Genomic DNA, 16,408 nt, shown 5'->3' on the forward strand with positions numbered 1-16,408 from the left:
CTAAGCGGAGAAGAGCCCCTGTATGTACGTAAATAAAAAAAGTGCGTCATTCTAGTCAATATAGGCTTTGTGCTCAACAACTGCTGCAATAAATCGTATTGTTCGTTTTATTCAGCGCCTAGTTGTTTGATTTAGCAGCGATAGTTGAAGCATTTCAAAACAAAAATTTCACAGATTTCAACACTCATGAACCGTCCTTGAAATTCTCAAGTTCTGTTTTGATAAGTGTCCAACTTAAATTCGGTTAGACCTAAAACGAAACGCTCATCACGTGATGATCTGGGTCGGTTTCAATATCAATAATTGACCAACCGAGAGAAAGGTACAAAGGTGCAACATTGGTGTAGGCGTACAAATTAGACGTTGAATCTTTCGAGGATTGAGGTTGAAGTTGAGATCGATAGTATTCTGGCATTTGCGCGACTGCACGTTTAATCAATTCACTTGCAATACCTTGACCACGCCACTGGGAATCAACATAAACAGCATTGACCCAAACCACGTCTCTTACTTGATGAGGTTCTTGAAAATGGGAATACGCTAACCCACCGATGACGACATTATCTCGAAGCACAACAATTACAGGTGGTAACCGGGGATTATCTAGATTGGCTTCGTCAGAATATGAAGCCTTAAAGTCGAAATCCGACCATTCGCTTTGGAAAAGTCGTTCGAGTTGCTGCCAGTATAGTGAGTGTTGTTCACATTGTCTGAATACGACTCTCTGCATTTAAAATTCCTTTTCAAATACTCGTGCTGCGTTGGGATATGTAGGACATGAGTTATTACCTCTACTAAGTGTAGCGATATCGAATCTGCTTGCTTGAGATAAGGAGGTGGTTATTCCTCTTCCTCATAGTGTTCTTCATCAGGATCTTGATTGATCTCTTCGCCACAACCCAAGCACTCCGCTTGCAAATCTGTTGGCATGACAATAATCAAACCACAATGCGGGCATAAATCGCCTTGTTGATACATCCTGTTATTCCTTCTAGTTCAACGACTATTGTTTAGGATACTTTTGCTTACTCAGTTCTAGCCAATCGTGAATGACTTGACGAGCAGACTCGGATGGTGGTGCATTTCGTTTCCCACAAATCTGATCAATTTCAAACGGAAAGGCTTTGCTTGGAACGCGACGTAGGCCAATGGTTAAGCGCTGAGGCTTAAACATTCGAAACACCACATATCGGTCGCTCATGATTCGATTATGATAGACGCCAATACAATGTTTTTGTTCCACGCCCTCTTGTTCAAGGTCGTAGTAATCAGTCAGCGGGTGAATGTTGTCGTTACCGAGTAAAGGAACTGGATAAGGGATGTCCATGTCCACAGGGCGATTTCCCTCTAACCTTCTCAGTTGACGCTGCTCTGTCCATCTATCATGCAGTTGTTCAAACATAGCAAAGGAGTTTTGACTCGTGATGGCGCGCAATGGATCGTCCATCTCCAAATCTTGACCCAGTAAAATCGCATCTTGGAACATGGCCATTTTTGAAGGGGCATTGAGCCTGCCCTCTTCAACCATCGCAATGCCTAATCGACTGCCGGTTAAAAACGGATGAACCTGATCCAAACGCAGCGCTGTGTAACCCACTTTAGAGTAATGTTTGAATTTGAGCACACGCCTTTGTAGCGGTTCGAGAATTCTAACAATGTGGTCAAGCTCATCACCGACGTTGTAATGCAGTTCTAACTTGTCGATAAACTTGAGCGTCGCTTTACTGCCATCCAAGCCGAGTTTAGCTAAGATCTTCTTTTGCCCTAAACGACTCAGTTCCAATGCTTTCTTGTTATCGACACTGTGTTTCATGCAGATTAACGCCAATATAACGGGCCTTAATTCAAGCAGTTGGGCCGCTTCATAAGTGTTCGCAGCTAACCAAAGCATTTGATATTGATACTCAGGAAAATCATCGGTAATTTCACGATAACGAGCAGGCAACAAATCTAACCAACGACCATTTACATCAAACTGTTCCACGAGATTGAGGCTTAAACCAATACCACCATCGAGCGGACGTCTACCATCTTCAAACACATGAAAGCCCACGAGCTTTTGCGACCAATCACTGATCTCAATATCGTAATCAAAGCCTAATGTACGAGTGGGAATGGTAAGTAATGCTGTCATTGATGCCTCTTCGTTAATGGCGCGTTGGACTGTCGAGCTTATCTAATAGAAAAAAGCCTAAAGATTGGGCTGAAGTCACTATAACAACCTTTTGTAAATTTCTTATCAATCAAAGCGATATAAATACGAGAGTACTTAGAAGATCTTTGAATGACGATTTTACGCAATATGAGACCTCTTCGATATCATTTACTTAGAGAGAAACTATGCTTGTAACATCACTAATAACAAGAGGCTTTAATTATGGAATACCGACATATTCTGGTCGCACTTGAAATGTCTGATGACTCGAAAATACTCATTGATAGAGCAACCTTCTTCGCGAACAAACTAGAAACGGAACTTTCATTTGTTTATATCGACGGTACTCACGGAGAAATTTACCCAGAACTCGTTGATATTCAACAGAGTAATAATGACCTACCGGTCAATGAAGATGCTATAAAACACTTAAGAGAGTTTGAGGCTTACGCTAAACAGCCGATTCAACACATCTTTGTGGGTACGGGTGATTTGAATGACAAGCTCAAAGACACCGTAAAAGCGAACAACATTGACCTAATGCTTTGCGGTCATCATCATGATTTTTGGCATAAGATCATCTCGCACTCGAAGCAATTGATAGACTCGTCCTCTGTCGACATACTCGTCGTTCCTATGGACTAACTGCTTCTATGGACTAAAGCTTCTAAAGGCTTCCGGCTCCTAAAACATAGCTGTTTGCGCTTATAAAGAGCCAACCTCTATCGGTATTATTGGTTGGCTTACATCCCCTATTCAATCTTCCTATTTACCTCAACCCAACTATCAACCACTTGCTGAAATCATTTGTGATCTTGTCGGCTTATCAACTCGTAAGCGTCTAATAATTAACAAATCACGAGTGTAAGCAATGAAAAAGATTGGTCTCTATCTTTTTACAAACGACTTAAGAATCAACGACAATCAGTTGCTTCACCAAGCCGCGCAGGTGGTCGATGAACTCGTTTGCGTTATTGTCGAACCTACGCTCTCTCGCTTCTCTGCTAAATTCGCACAAGAGCACAGTTATGGAGCGCATCGCCAAACCTTTATTTCACAATCGATAGCCAATCTAGAAGCCAATTTAGTGAAGCTTGGACAGCAACTGGTTGTGATCCGCAGTAACCATCTAGCACCCGACACTGCTGAACAAACACTCAACAAAATCATTGTTACGCAAAACTGTACCCACTTTTTCGCTAACGCACATTGCGGCTACGACGAGCGTCAATTGATTCATACAGTACACAGTGGTCACCCTGACTTAATAACATGCTTGCCACACCACGCCACCTTGTTTTACTCACATGAGCTGCCGTTCGAATTATCGAAAGTCCCTAGCTCGTTTTCCAAGTATAGAAAGCTAGTCGAACACTTGGACGTTAATGGCGATGAGACGGATATTTCACGTCTACCACCAGCAGCTACACCAATAGTGGCACCAGCACCGACATCGGCAATCTCACTATTCAGTTCACCAAATGACGAGAGCGAAGTAACAAACGATTATTTGGGTGGAGAAGAAGCAGGACTAGCGCATTTAGAAAACTACTTTTCACATGGTTACGCCCTTAACTACAAGCAGACTCGTAACGCATTTGACGGCATCGAAAACTCAACCAAGTTCTCGCCATGGTTGGCGCTCGGTTGTGTTTCACCTAAAACGATTTATCACTATTTGAAACAGTTCGAAGCCGAACATGGCAGTAACGATTCAACCTATTGGATCTACTTTGAGTTGTTGTGGCGCGAATATTTCTATTGGAAGTGTTTGTCACTGGGTTCGTCGTTGTTCGGTGAAACCTCAAACCATAAACTCGACTCTTCAAACTCCTCAGCGACGTTGAACCTGAATTTCGCCAAATGGAAAAGTGGCAATACCAACTATCCGATTGTCGATGCATGTATGCGTCAGCTTAATGAAACAGGCTACATGTCTAACCGAGGAAGACAGCTAACGGCCAGCTGTTTGATCTACGAACTAGGAATCGATTGGCGACACGGCGCAGCGTATTTTGAGAGCCAACTTATCGACTATGACGTGGCATCAAACTGGGGCAATTGGGCGTATATAGCCGGAGCGCTGAGACCTCAGGTAAGCACTCAAACCAACAAGCAAAAGAATGCCAACCAAGCACAACCTAAATCACGTCATTTTGATTTAGGTAAGCAAACGGATATGTACGATCCAGACCATGCGTTTATCAACCAGTGGAATGCGAGCAGCAAAGAACTTGTCTTAACCAACAATCAGGATGTGTTATGAATTTCAAAACCGTGCGCCTTGTCTTAGGTGACCAACTCAATATCCAACACTCTTGGTTTCAACAGGTTGATGACGAGGTCATTTACATCATCGCTGAACTCAAGCAAGAGACTGACTACGTTGCATCGCACATCCAAAAGGTGGCCGCTTTTTTCTCTGCGATGGGCTATTTTGCCGACGAACTCAAACAACAAGGTCATCAGGTACTCCACCTCACTCTTGATGACACCACGCAATTTGAAAATCTCGATGCTCTATTGCAACACTACGTACACGAATTCGGCGCTGAGAAATTCGAATATCAAAGGCCAGATGAATATCGACTTTTAGAGCAGATGAACAAGCTGAAGCTCACTAATGCGACCAAAGGTTGTTGTGATACGGAACACTTCCTCTTTCCATTCGAAGAGATAGAACAACAGTTTCCGAAAGACAAACACATCATGATGGAACACTTCTATCGCCGAATGAGAAAGCGCTTCGACATTTTGCTAGAAGACGGAAAGCCCGTTGGCGGCAAATGGAATTACGATGCGAGCAATCGAAAGAAACTCAAGAAACAAGACATTGAAAGCCTGCCTCAACCTCTGATGTTTGCCAACGACATTTCCGCGATTTTAGAACGCATCGAGCGTCATCAAATTCAAACCATTGGTGAAGTTGGCGACCAATTATTATGGCCAGTCAATCGAGCACAAAGCTTGTCTCTGCTTGCTCACTTCTGCCAAGTCTGTTTGCCGTTGTTTGGTCAGTTCCAAGACGCGATGACGACCGAGCACGATTCAAAGTGGAGTTTGTATCACAGTCGCCTCTCCTTTTCGTTGAACAGCAAACTACTGAGCCCCCAAGAAGTGATTAATGCAGCGCTGTCGGCTTATCAGGCTTCTGCTAAGCCAAACGCACCCACTATCGATATTGCACAAGTTGAGGGGTTTGTTCGCCAAATTCTAGGTTGGAGAGAATACATACGTAGCGTTTATTGGGCGAACATGCCTGCTTACGCCAATAAAAACCATTATGCAGCAGACCGACAGTTGCCTCATTACTTTTGGGATGGACAAACCAAAATGAATTGCATGAAGCACGCGATTGATCAATCCCTAGAGTTTGCTTATGCGCACCATATTCAAAGGCTCATGATCACCGGTAACTTCTGTTTAATCACAGGCATTTCGCCGGAGCAAGTCGACAGTTGGTACCTTGGTATTTATGTTGATGCGATTGAGTGGGTCGAAATGCCGAATACGCGAGGTATGGCACTTTTTGCCGATGGCGGGATCGTCGGAACCAAACCATACTCTGCCAGCGGTTCTTACATTAATCGCATGAGTGATTACTGCAAAGGCTGTCATTACCAAATTAAAGAGCGCAGTGGTGAGAGTTCTTGTCCATTCAATAGCTTGTACTGGCGCTTCATGAACAAACATCGCGATGCTTTAAATCGTAACCCTCGAATGGGTATGCTTTATCGCTCTTGGGACAATATGGATGAGCAAGATCAACAAGCGATACTCGACACCGCAGAACAACGACTGACTAACTTGGAGAACTTATAATGGTGGAACAACTCAGATTACACATATTGGTTATTGGTGGCAGCGGCGGTATTGGTTTCGCCGTGGTTAAGCACCTATTGTCTGAACTGTCTCGCTTTGATTTTCTCGATGTCCATGTCGACGCGACTTATCATTCACAACAACCAGAATTGGAAGATAACCGTTTAAATTGGCACCAAGTCGATGCCACTAACGAAGCTGATATTGAGCAGCTAAGCACTCAATTCGAGCGATTGGATTGGTTAATAAATTGCGTGGGTATGCTTCATACGCCAGACCTTGGCCCGGAAAAGAACCTGTCCTCTATCGACCCAGAATTCTTTCTGAAAAACATCTCGGTAAACACCCTACCTAGCCTGTTACTGGCGAAACACTTTACACCGATTCTTAAAGCCAGCGACAATCCAAAATTTGCAGTGGTATCGGCCAAGGTCGGCAGTATTTCAGACAACCGTTTGGGAGGATGGTATAGCTATCGCTCATCCAAAGCCGCACTCAACATGTTCATCAAAACTATGTCGATTGAATGGCAACGTACATTGAAGAAAGGCACAGTGTTAGCGCTACACCCTGGTACAACCGACACGGCTCTATCTAAGCCCTTTCAGACCAATGTACCGCAAGGTAAGTTGTTCGAGTCTAGTTATGTAGCTCATCAATTAGTGGACATCATTCGAACGGCTACGCCGGATAAAAGCGGGCATTTCTACGCGTATGATGGTGAGCAATTGACTTGGTAGTGAGTAATACCAATCGTAGTAACAGTAACTAACAGGTCACCCTAGCTGGGTAAAACGCTCGATAACTTCGTTAGAATTTTTGGGTAAATAGTAAAAAATAGAAAACCCAACAAAGCTGTGACTCTGTTGGGTTTAGTAGTTAGCTCGATGCTGTTGGTTGAAACTAAAGATGTCGTTTCAACGAAGGGCACTCTGGGGATTCAATTAAGGATCAAAACTGATCATTACTTTTTCTATTACCGCTACTCAGCCCAGTTGAACTTGCTCTCGTCGACACCTTCTTTTTCTTCCTTAACACGCTCACGTCGGCTTTGCTCTTCAGCGCGGGCTGCGTCAATTTCTTGCATGATGGCATCAATATCCGCCAATGCGTCACTTTCGGTAAACTCACCCGTTAGTTTACTGTCCGGCTTCAAATCACCTTTCTCAAACAGTGCCCACATTTCTTTAGCATACTCAGTGGTCGCCAGTTCAGGGGCAAACTGAGCGTAATAGTCACGGATGTTATTAACATCACGAGTCAGCATCCACTCGGCATTGTTGTTCGCAGAAGCATCGACCGCTTGCGGTAAATCGATAATCACAGGGCCGTATTCATCAACCAATACGTTGAATTCAGACAAGTCACCATGAATTAAACCAACGCAAAGCATCTTAACGACATAAGTCATCATCACCGCGTGATCTTCAATCGCTTGTTCAGGCGGCATCACCACATCGTTCAATCTTGGAGCGACATAACCTTCGTCATCAGTGACCAACTCCATCAGCAGTACGCCATCAAAGCAACCATAAGGAACAGGTACGCGAACGCCTGCTTCTGCCAGCTTATACAAGGCATCCACTTCTGCACTTTGCCATACTTTTTCTTGTTGCTCACGACCGAAACCAGAGCCTTTTTCCATCGCTCTAGCGCGGCGGCTATTGCGGACCTTTCGCCCTTCTCGATATGCCGTTGCTTTTTTAAAGCTACGTTGGCTTATTTCCTTGTACACCTTGGCACAACGGATCGTATCACCACAGCGTACTATGTACACTGACGCTTCTTTGCCACTCATTAGTTGGCTTTTCACCTCGTCGACTAAACCATCGTCAACTAAAGGTTGTATTCTTTTAGGTATCTTCATGTCGTCTTTATACATGAGTTACCTGACAGATAAAATATTAACTCGTTAAATGAGTGGTTATTCTCAATAGATTCTTAAATGAAGGGAGATTATGTGGGTTTTGTCTTATGGCGACGACAGCGTTCAGAGCAATAAATCACCTCTTCCCAACAGCGTTGCCATTTTTTACGCCATGAGAATGGTTTAAGGCAAATGGGACATGTCTTGGCGGGCAGGTGTAGTTTCTTGTGCATGACCGCTTCCTTGTCGATGAATCAATTACCCTATTCGTTTACTAGAGATTCCCTATTACGCTCGTTCCTCGCTTCAGGGAGTGACGGAGGTGTGATTAATAACAGCCCCCGACTCCGTCATCCTCGAGAAGGAGGAACGACTGAGTCGGGGATCTGCTTATCCAAACAGATTCGACTTTATCTGAACTGACTCTGCTCAATTCGACTAAGTCCGCTTAATCCAATTAAGCAACGACTTTGTATTGCTTCTCCATCTCACTCACGCCAAGGCCTGAATGTTTTGTCACTTTAAGTTGCACAGGCACACGCTCTTTCAATGCTTCAACGTGGCTGATAACGCCAATCATCTTACCTGACGCATTTAGGTTATCGAGTGCGTTAAGTGCGATGTCCAATGTATCGCTGTCTAGCGTGCCGAAACCTTCATCCAAGAACAGTGAATCAATACTGGTTTTGTGGCTCACAAGATCAGATAACGCGAGTGCCAACGCCAAACTCACCAAGAAGCTTTCACCACCGGATAATGTCTTGGTATCGCGCATCACATCGCCCTGCCACGTATCCAACACCTGCAGTTCTAACCCATCATCGGCTTTACGTTTTAACTCGTAACGACCGTGTAGACGTTGCAATTGCTTGTTGGCCAAGTACACCAAGTTCTCTAACGTTAACCCTTGAGCAAACTTACGGAACTTGTCGCCATTTCTAGAACCAATCAACGAATTAAGACGTGAGATGTCATCAAACTCAAGTTGTTGTACTTCGATCTGTTTGAACAAGTCTTGCTGATTACTGCGGTTCTGACGATCCGTTTCCAAGTTCGCAGAAACCGCACCAATTTGCGTCGCATGACTTTGCTGTGCATTGGAGCAGTCAGTCACGGCTTGTTCTACTTCTTGTTGTGGAAGTTGTTGCCAAACTTCCGCTTTGTCATGACCTTTAAGTTCGACTAGATTCGCGTTGGCTGAATTCAAACGAGCTTGAGCACTAACCATCGCCTCTTCCAGCGTTTTCTTAAGGCTTTGCAGTTGCACTGTCACGCTCTCATCCAACAGTGCCGACTCAAACTCATCTTCTGTAGTAAATGGACTTGTCGCTAATGTTTGAGTCCAAAGCAATGTCACTTCAGTCAGAGCTGTCTGTTTCGTCACTAACTCATCACTGTAACCGGTGTGTTTCGTCTGTTCTGTTCGGTGGTCGAGTTCACAACGGTTAAACGCCGCTTGAGCGGCATCGTGTGCGCTGACGGTATCTATCACTTTTTGTTTCATGATGTTAGTTGCGATTTGAATGTCTTGTGTACCAAACAGCTGCGTTCTAGATTCGGTAACAGCCGCCAGATCTTTCGACAGTGACTCAACCTCTTCATTCGCCACCGTGATATCTTTCGCTAAGGCTTCTAGCTTGTCATCAAGTGCTTTTAGCTCAGCGTGTTGGCTAATCAACTGTTTATATAACCCATCATGCTGCTGTTTTGTGGTGAGCCACGTATTAGAAGCTTCAAGCTTTTGAGCAAACCAAGCATCGATATGCGCTAACTCAGGCGCTTCAATCGATGTTTGAATAATGTTTTCTCTTAGCCCTTGCCACTCAGATTCTTTCGCTTGTGCGCATTTAGCAGCTTGATCACTCAATGTGTTCGTTTGTGTAGAAAGATCTGCAAGTCGTTGTTCTGCAAGTTCTAGGTTAGATTGAGCTTTCTCAACAATCATCGCGGTTGCTGCGCGCTGCTTCTCTGCATCAAGGTAAGCATTTTTTGCATCAGCCATATTGCGCAGGAGTACGATCGTGTTGTTAAGCTGCTGCTCACAAGCATCAACGAACGACTGCACAACATCGCTATTACCTAATCCTTCGACATTTGGCAGATAGATATTGAGTGGGCAATTCTGAGCCAATAAAGTTGCATTGCTTTGCGCTAGCTTGGCAACAAGGTTTGCCCAATTCACTTTGGCTTGTTCGATGTCTGCTTGAGCACGTTGAATTTCATCGTTGAGGCCATTGATGATCGGCACCAATGAATCCAATTGTCGACGGTGTTCTGTACCGTCTTTCTGAATAACGGCTAACTCTTGCTCTTCTCGCTCTTTTTGTGCCACGAGATCAGCGATACCCTGAGAATGCTCAACAGTATGCTCGGTTGAACCACACAGTGGGCATTCTGAATCTGGCTTCAACGCCGCGCGATACTTCGCTAATTCACCCTCTTGGTCAATTAGGCGAGTTAAACGCTCTAACGATGTCTTATTGTTCTGATAACGCTCCACCAGCACTTCACGCTCTTTTGTGAGCTTGTCACTACGTTGAGTATTGGTCTGCAACTCGACAGATTTGGATGTTATGCGCTGAGTCGCCTGAATAAAGCCACGATTAATATCCGCCAGAGTATTGGTATTACGACTCCAGAGCTCAAGCACCTCTTTTTGTGCGCTAAGGGTATGTTCATTGGCTTGTTGCTGCAAAGCGTCCCATCGCTGTTTAGCTTGGTTCTCTGCAGAGACTAGCTCTGTGAGTGCTTTGTCTTGAGCTAATTTAGAGTCTTTAGCTGCTTGTAACGCTGCTTGCTGAGTGGCCAGCGTGCGCTGTGAAGCTTGAACGCTATTTAAAAGTTCCGTGTGTTGACGTTCAAGATCTCGAACCTGAGTGACCTTGATTTGCCATTGCCCCAGATACTTTTCAAGCAGGCTGTCAGCTTGGTTAGCCGCTAAATATTGTGCAGCGATCTTTTCTTGCTGCTTAATCGATTCAACAGTTTGATTCAAAGAGACTTGTAGCTGACTTTTCTCAACCTGTTGTTGATTAAGCGTATCTACCGTTTTAGAACCCGCTACTTGCTTGTCTTTCAACATCGCAATTTGGTTATCTAACGGTCGAACTTGCTCAATGATCTTCTCTTGATCTTGCTGTTCTTGTTTAGCGACCTCAACCAACTTGATGTGGTTATTAACGCTCTGTTGTGCCGTGTTCTTTTCTACATCTCGCTCAGCTAATCGCTTGGTACTGCTTTCAAGGTTTGCTTGAGTCGTCACAACGTCTTGGCCACAACGCTTTAAATCTTTATGAAGCGGACGCAGTTTTTCAGCAGGCTCGCTATTCGCTAAACGATCTAACGATGGTTGGTTTTCAACAAGGCTTTCTTGCGCCGTTTTTAAGTCATGTTTGCTTGCCGTAATCACCTGTTCGGCTTTACCGACATCTTTCCACCAGCCTAAATGCGCGTTCCACTCAGTCAGTTGTTCAGCCAAACGTTTCTGTTCAGACTCTAGATGGCCATGTTCTTTGGTCAGCTCTTGAATCTGCTCTTCAGAAAGTAAGCTCACACCCTCAGCCTTGGCTTTAAGGTGGTTAAGTGATTCTTCGCTCGACTTAAAGTGATCGTAAATGCGCTCTGAAATCAGACTATAAACTTCGGTACCCGTAAGCTCTTCCAATAACTCGGCACGGTCGTTAGCGTTGGCATTCAAGAAAGCAGCAAACTCCCCTTGCGACAGCATGATAGATTTAGTAAATCGCGAGAAGTCCAAACCGGTCACGGTCTCAACCATCTTAATTTTCTTAGTGAGCTGCGTTTCTAATACAGCATCACTGTCGGCATCTGCAAATTCACAGGTTGGCGTCTGAAGCGCACCATCATGTTTTCCGCGTGCTCTTTTATGATGAAAATTAGAGCGGTAAGTTTTACCCTTCACTTCAAATTCAATCTCAGCGAAACACTCACCCGTGCCACGCGTCATTAGCTCATTGGTACCTTTGGCGATACTTTTCAAACGCGGTGTACGGTGGAACAGTGCCAAACAGATCGCATCAAGAATTGTTGTCTTACCCGCCCCCGTAGGGCCAGTAATAGCAAACAGGCCATTTTCTGCAAACGGTGACTGAGTAAAGTCGAGCTTCCAACGACCTTTCAAAGAGTTTAGGTTTTCAAATTCTAGGCTTAAAATCTTCATACTTATTTACTCACCTGTCCCTTTTGACGCTGCTATTTCTTCTTGGCTATCAGCATCGTAGTTATCAGCACCGTAAGACACTTCTTCCACCACTTGCTTGAACTTCACAGTCATGCGCTCTAAGCGTGCTTTTTCAGAATCCGTTTCAAACTCTTCTAAGGCGATACGTTTTTCAAACACATCCATCGGAGTTAACTCAGATAAGGTTTCAGCAGACTCTTGCTCTAACCCTTGATTACGTCGCTCTCTCGCCCTTCTCAATTGAAGCACTTCGATATTCAAGCCTTCCGTTAACGCTCGCATCCGCTCTTGTAAATCAGACAGATAATCCTGTGCTTGCACTTCTATCGACAACCACACGTTTTGCCCTTCTTCCACACCAATGTACTGGTTCAACTGAAACTCGATTTCGTTCAAATCCCCTTTGATTTCAGCAAGGGGTTGGAATGTTGGAACAGCCAGTTGTGAAATGGTGCGTTCGCCTTCGACAAACTCAACCACGCAGACCTGCTTTTGAGATTTCAGCTCATCAAAACTGAGCGGAATGGGTGAACCGCAATAACGAATGTATTCACGTTTCGCCACAACTTGTGGGCGATGGATATGACCAAGGGCAATATAGTCCGCATTAGGGAAACCATCAGCAGCAAAACCATCGAGATTACCAACGTAGATATCACGTACGGAATCAGACTGCTTAACGCCCATTGCGGTTAAGTGACCCGTTGCGATGATTGGCATATTGTCGCTATTTTCAAACGTCGCACGCTTTGCAACAGCGGCATCATAGACACTTTGATAGTGTTGTTTAATCGCGTCACCTAATTGCTTTTGACGCTCAACACCAGTAACGCCGGTTTGGCTGGTCAACACATCGCGGGGACGAATAAACGGAATTGCACACACCAGCGCTTCTACATCGCCAGTTTTACCTTTAAGCTCGACAACCTGAGTCGCGTATTCTTCATTGGTATTGGGAATCACGTCGGCGCCCATGTATTTCAGTAATTGCTGAGTTTCTTTAAGCACAGACACTGAATCATGATTGCCGCCCAATAACACCAATTGGCAACCGATCTTATTCGAGTCGACGACAAACTTATTATACATCTCGCGAGCATAACTTGGTGGCGTACTGGTATCGAAAATATCGCCAGCAACAATTATCGCGTCGATGTTGTGCTCAGTAACTTGCTCAAGTAACCATTGTAAGAACCGCTCGTGCTCATTCTTACGGCTTTTATTGTAGAAGTTTTGGCCAAGGTGCCAATCGGACGTGTGAAGAATCTTCATTGTTGCTCACTGGAAGTCGGTAATAGCTTTAATTTACCAAAATACCGATCAACTACCAAATGAGTTAGCATTATTTCCCCTTTTATAAGCTTGTGAAAAACAACTAATTTCGGGCTTTGGAGGATTCGTGTTCAACGTTCCATCAATCGGTATTTGTTATATAAAAAAACCGCTCAAAGTTAGAGCGGTTTTGATGTGCGAATCTAGTTAACTTGGAACTTAATGGTTCGGGCGATTTAACTGAAGTAAGTCCCACTTGTTGCCGTAGAGATCTTGGAACACAACCACAGTCCCATACTCTTCTACTCGCGGCTCTTCATTGAATACAACGCCATTGGTTTTCATCAGCTCATAGTCTCGCCAAAAGTCATTAGTTTGAAGAAAAAGAAAAACACGGCCACCAGTTTGATTACCAATCGACAGTTTTTGCTCTTCACTACTCGCTTGAGCCAGTAATAGGTTGGTGCCATTTGAATTCGGAGGAGATACCTGTACCCAACGTTTCCCACCACCTAGATTGGTGTCTTCGATCAGAGTGAATTGAAGCTTCTTGGTATAGAACTCGATCGCATCATCATAGTTCTCTACGACTAACGCGATATTTCCGATTTGCTGTTGGATTGGTTCAGACATCTGTATTTCTCGATTTTGGCAAAAATAGGATTCTACACATTATGGCTATATTTACGAACCTATTGCCCCATAATTTACGAATCCATTGCCCGATAAAAAAGCCCACGTTATCGCGCGACAACATGGGCTATATCTATAATTCAAATGCTAAGCAATTAGAAGTTGTACGAAGCACCCAGTGTTACTGTGCTGAACGCAACATCGCGACTCGCTAATCTATTACCTCGGTTATCGAAGAACTCGACATTTACCGCATCCGCTTGCGAGATCAGACGTAACGTTAGGTTCTCAACTGGTGTGTATTCAACACCAAAACCGAAGTGAAAACCGGCACCAGAATCATCATCAATATAGCTCGAACCCTTTGAGTTAAGGTCAACGTAGCTCAAACCTGCTGTTACGAACGGACGAATTGAATTATCGAAGGTGTAACCGACATTAGCGGCAACAGAAAACGATGTTGGTGAAAGTACCTTAGTGCCAAATGCTTCGTAGTCAGCATAATCCGTGTAACCAAGCTCGATGCCTACGATGCGGTTGAACTGGTAACCACCATAAAGGCTGTATCCCATGCTTTCTGCGTCTAAATTGCCACCGCCATCAGTGTCTGAATCTTGATATACGCCAAGGCCAGCACCAATGTATGGACCGCCTTCAATACCAGCAGCAAAAGTAGGAAGTGAAACCAAGCCAACTAGGCCCAATAGAAATGTTGATTTAAGCATGTAAATACCCTTTTTAGTTCGTCCTACAGTAGCGTTACGCTGTCGTTGGTAGTATTCAAACACCACCCCGAACTGTTACACCACTGTTTAAAATAATTTATTTCAATTACTCTCAATGAACAATAAAACACTGTTCATTTACGGAGTGAATGAGAAATTATCACAACATTTTGTGTTCATCAAATGAACAATTGGGGATATTCAATAAGTCTTAATTATGAGACAAAATAATTTCATTAAGTATTCTGGACATAGCATCACGATATAACGACCATTAAGAACATGGTAGATAACACCCTAAACCATTAATTTAAATCTGTTTATTTCGGTCCATTTTAAATCATAGGAAATAGCATTTCCTTTAATAATCCGGCTCATGAAATTAAAAAACTCACACTATCTTCAAATAGGGTGAGTTTTATTTTGTTGAGGTGATTTATTTAGTATGACCTGCTATTAAGATATATATCAAATTGTATAAATATTATTAACGAGCTTCTGCTAGGCTTGCCAAGTAGTTGTTCGTTAAATAGAAGCCACTGAATTTCTCAATAAAATCCTCAGGAACGGTTTTATCGGTCAATCCAGACTCAATTAAAGCCGCTTGCCACTTCTGTACTTTTGGGAAACCTTCCAACATATCAAAACCTGAACGCGCTTTGATCACCGATGCTCGGTGTAATAACGGTAACCAAGCAATGTCGACGTTAGAGATGTAATCGCCTTTAAAGAATACTGTGTCGCCTAGTTTCTTTTCTGCTTTTAGGAAAGCTTTTTGAAGGTTCGCCAAACGTGTTTCAAAAGTCTCTTTGTCTTTACTGCCCATCGTGCCGCATTGTGGCATGTAATGTTTGCTCGCTTGATACGACCAAGCGCGGTCTAATGCTTTTTGCTCGGCAGTCACTTCTTCAATTGGCGCATATTTATCATCTAGGTATTCAACAATCGCATCAGACTCAAAAAGTACGGTGTCGTTTTCAGTCACTAGCACAGGCACTTGACCGTTTGGTGAAATATCCAAGAACCATTGTGGCTTATCGTTTAGTTCAATATATTCAATTTCAAACGGTACCTTTTTCATGACAAGAGAACCCATAACACGTTGAACAAACGGGCAATTTTTAAAGCTAATCAATTTAATCATTTTCGACTCCGAATTAGGTCATTAATTTCTGTTTACACCCTTAAGACGAACACCAAATTCAAAAGACGAAATTTAATTCGGTATTTCTAGAAATAATTAAATACTGAAGTAACTAAAGGTAGTCACTTTAAGCAGTAAGTTTGAATCCCTAAATACGAGTGGCTAAACGATCAGAGATATCGCAATCGACGCCATGATCACTCCGACGACAAACTCCAACACCTTCCATGCTCGTGGGTTCTTAAATAATGGTGCCAAGAATCGAGCGCCATAACCAAGCGAAAAGAAGAACACAAACGAAGCCGACACTGCCCCTGCACCAAACAACATTTGATTCGGTTGGTATTGCGTTGAAACAGAACCCAATAGGACAACCGTATCCAAATAAACATGTGGATTTAACCAAGTGAACGCCAAACACATAGCTATCGCTTTAGTTAACGAATCTTTCGTTTCTACACTTGCTTCTAGAGCGTGATTTTCAGTGAATGCCGACCGAAAACTTAAGAAAGAGTAAACACCTAAAAAGATCGCTCCGCCAAAACGAGCAAATTGCTCAATTTTCGGAAACTGAAGTGGCATAGTGAAT

15 protein-coding genes are annotated in these 16,408 nt (G+C 43.6%); 4 read left to right on the top strand and 11 right to left on the bottom strand.

Going from position 1 to position 16,408, the window contains the following annotated elements; translation table 11 throughout:
* Positions 1-250: 250 nt before the first annotated feature.
* From BCT49_RS05090 to BCT49_RS05095, 3 genes are all read right to left on the bottom strand, one after another.
* On the bottom strand, positions 251-730 hold the full coding sequence (locus BCT49_RS05090; RefSeq protein ID WP_102434396.1) for a GNAT family N-acetyltransferase: 480 nt from the start codon (positions 728-730) through the stop codon (positions 251-253).
* A 110-nt stretch (positions 731-840) separates the two neighbouring features.
* Entirely contained in the window at positions 841-978 is a 138-nt protein-coding gene (locus BCT49_RS25775; protein ID WP_198595818.1) for a hypothetical protein, read from the bottom strand.
* Between the two features lie 25 nt (positions 979-1,003).
* Positions 1,004-2,134: a PcfJ domain-containing protein gene (locus BCT49_RS05095; protein WP_102434397.1), complete on the bottom strand. Its 1,131-nt coding sequence runs from the start codon at positions 2,132-2,134 to the stop codon at positions 1,004-1,006.
* A gap of 243 nt (positions 2,135-2,377) precedes the next feature.
* Here BCT49_RS05095 and BCT49_RS05100 point away from each other — a divergent pair, with 243 nt between their 5' ends.
* From BCT49_RS05100 to BCT49_RS05115, 4 genes are all read left to right on the top strand, one after another.
* Positions 2,378-2,800 carry a universal stress protein gene (locus BCT49_RS05100; RefSeq protein ID WP_102434398.1) on the top strand — a complete coding sequence of 141 codons (423 nt, stop codon included), beginning with the start codon at positions 2,378-2,380 and terminating at the stop codon, positions 2,798-2,800.
* A 226-nt stretch (positions 2,801-3,026) separates the two neighbouring features.
* Positions 3,027-4,421 (top strand): DASH family cryptochrome, encoded by a 1,395-nt coding sequence (locus BCT49_RS05105; protein ID WP_102434399.1) that lies wholly within the window; start codon positions 3,027-3,029, stop codon positions 4,419-4,421.
* On the top strand, positions 4,418-5,977 hold the full coding sequence (locus tag BCT49_RS05110; protein WP_102434400.1) for a cryptochrome/photolyase family protein: 1,560 nt from the start codon (positions 4,418-4,420) through the stop codon (positions 5,975-5,977). The genes BCT49_RS05105 and BCT49_RS05110 overlap by 4 nt, the downstream gene beginning before the upstream one ends.
* Complete coding sequence (locus tag BCT49_RS05115; RefSeq protein ID WP_102434401.1) at positions 5,977-6,717, top strand: SDR family oxidoreductase; 741 nt, start codon at positions 5,977-5,979, stop codon at positions 6,715-6,717. Before BCT49_RS05110 ends, BCT49_RS05115 begins: the two co-directional genes overlap by 1 nt.
* A gap of 242 nt (positions 6,718-6,959) precedes the next feature.
* On the opposite strand, the gene BCT49_RS05120 is transcribed toward BCT49_RS05115, so the two are convergent.
* From BCT49_RS05120 to BCT49_RS05155, 8 genes are all read right to left on the bottom strand, one after another.
* Positions 6,960-7,844, bottom strand: a complete 885-nt coding sequence (locus tag BCT49_RS05120; RefSeq protein ID WP_280136710.1) for a PA4780 family RIO1-like protein kinase — start codon at positions 7,842-7,844, stop codon at positions 6,960-6,962.
* An 89-nt stretch (positions 7,845-7,933) separates the two neighbouring features.
* Complete coding sequence (locus BCT49_RS05125) at positions 7,934-8,077, bottom strand: DUF2256 domain-containing protein (RefSeq protein ID WP_102434402.1); 144 nt, start codon at positions 8,075-8,077, stop codon at positions 7,934-7,936.
* Between the two features lie 224 nt (positions 8,078-8,301).
* Positions 8,302-12,024 carry an SbcC/MukB-like Walker B domain-containing protein gene (locus BCT49_RS05130; protein WP_102434403.1) on the bottom strand — a complete coding sequence of 1,241 codons (3,723 nt, stop codon included), beginning with the start codon at positions 12,022-12,024 and terminating at the stop codon, positions 8,302-8,304.
* A gap of 6 nt (positions 12,025-12,030) precedes the next feature.
* The gene (gene sbcD, locus BCT49_RS05135; protein ID WP_102434404.1) at positions 12,031-13,317 is read right to left on the bottom strand and encodes an exonuclease subunit SbcD; all 1,287 of its coding nucleotides are present in this window, start codon (positions 13,315-13,317) and stop codon (positions 12,031-12,033) included.
* Between the two features lie 219 nt (positions 13,318-13,536).
* The gene (locus BCT49_RS05140; RefSeq protein WP_102434405.1) at positions 13,537-13,950 is read right to left on the bottom strand and encodes a VOC family protein; all 414 of its coding nucleotides are present in this window, start codon (positions 13,948-13,950) and stop codon (positions 13,537-13,539) included.
* 155 nt (positions 13,951-14,105) lie between these two features.
* Entirely contained in the window at positions 14,106-14,675 is a 570-nt protein-coding gene (locus BCT49_RS05145) for a porin family protein (RefSeq protein ID WP_102434406.1), read from the bottom strand.
* Between the two features lie 487 nt (positions 14,676-15,162).
* Positions 15,163-15,819, bottom strand: a complete 657-nt coding sequence (locus BCT49_RS05150; protein ID WP_102434407.1) for a glutathione S-transferase family protein — start codon at positions 15,817-15,819, stop codon at positions 15,163-15,165.
* A gap of 162 nt (positions 15,820-15,981) precedes the next feature.
* A partial coding sequence (locus BCT49_RS05155; RefSeq protein WP_102434408.1) for a LysE/ArgO family amino acid transporter occupies positions 15,982-16,408 on the bottom strand: 427 nt, incomplete at its 5' end.

The organism is Vibrio lentus (genome assembly GCF_002875945.1).
GTDB classification, from domain to species: Bacteria; Pseudomonadota; Gammaproteobacteria; order Enterobacterales; family Vibrionaceae; genus Vibrio; species Vibrio apostichopi.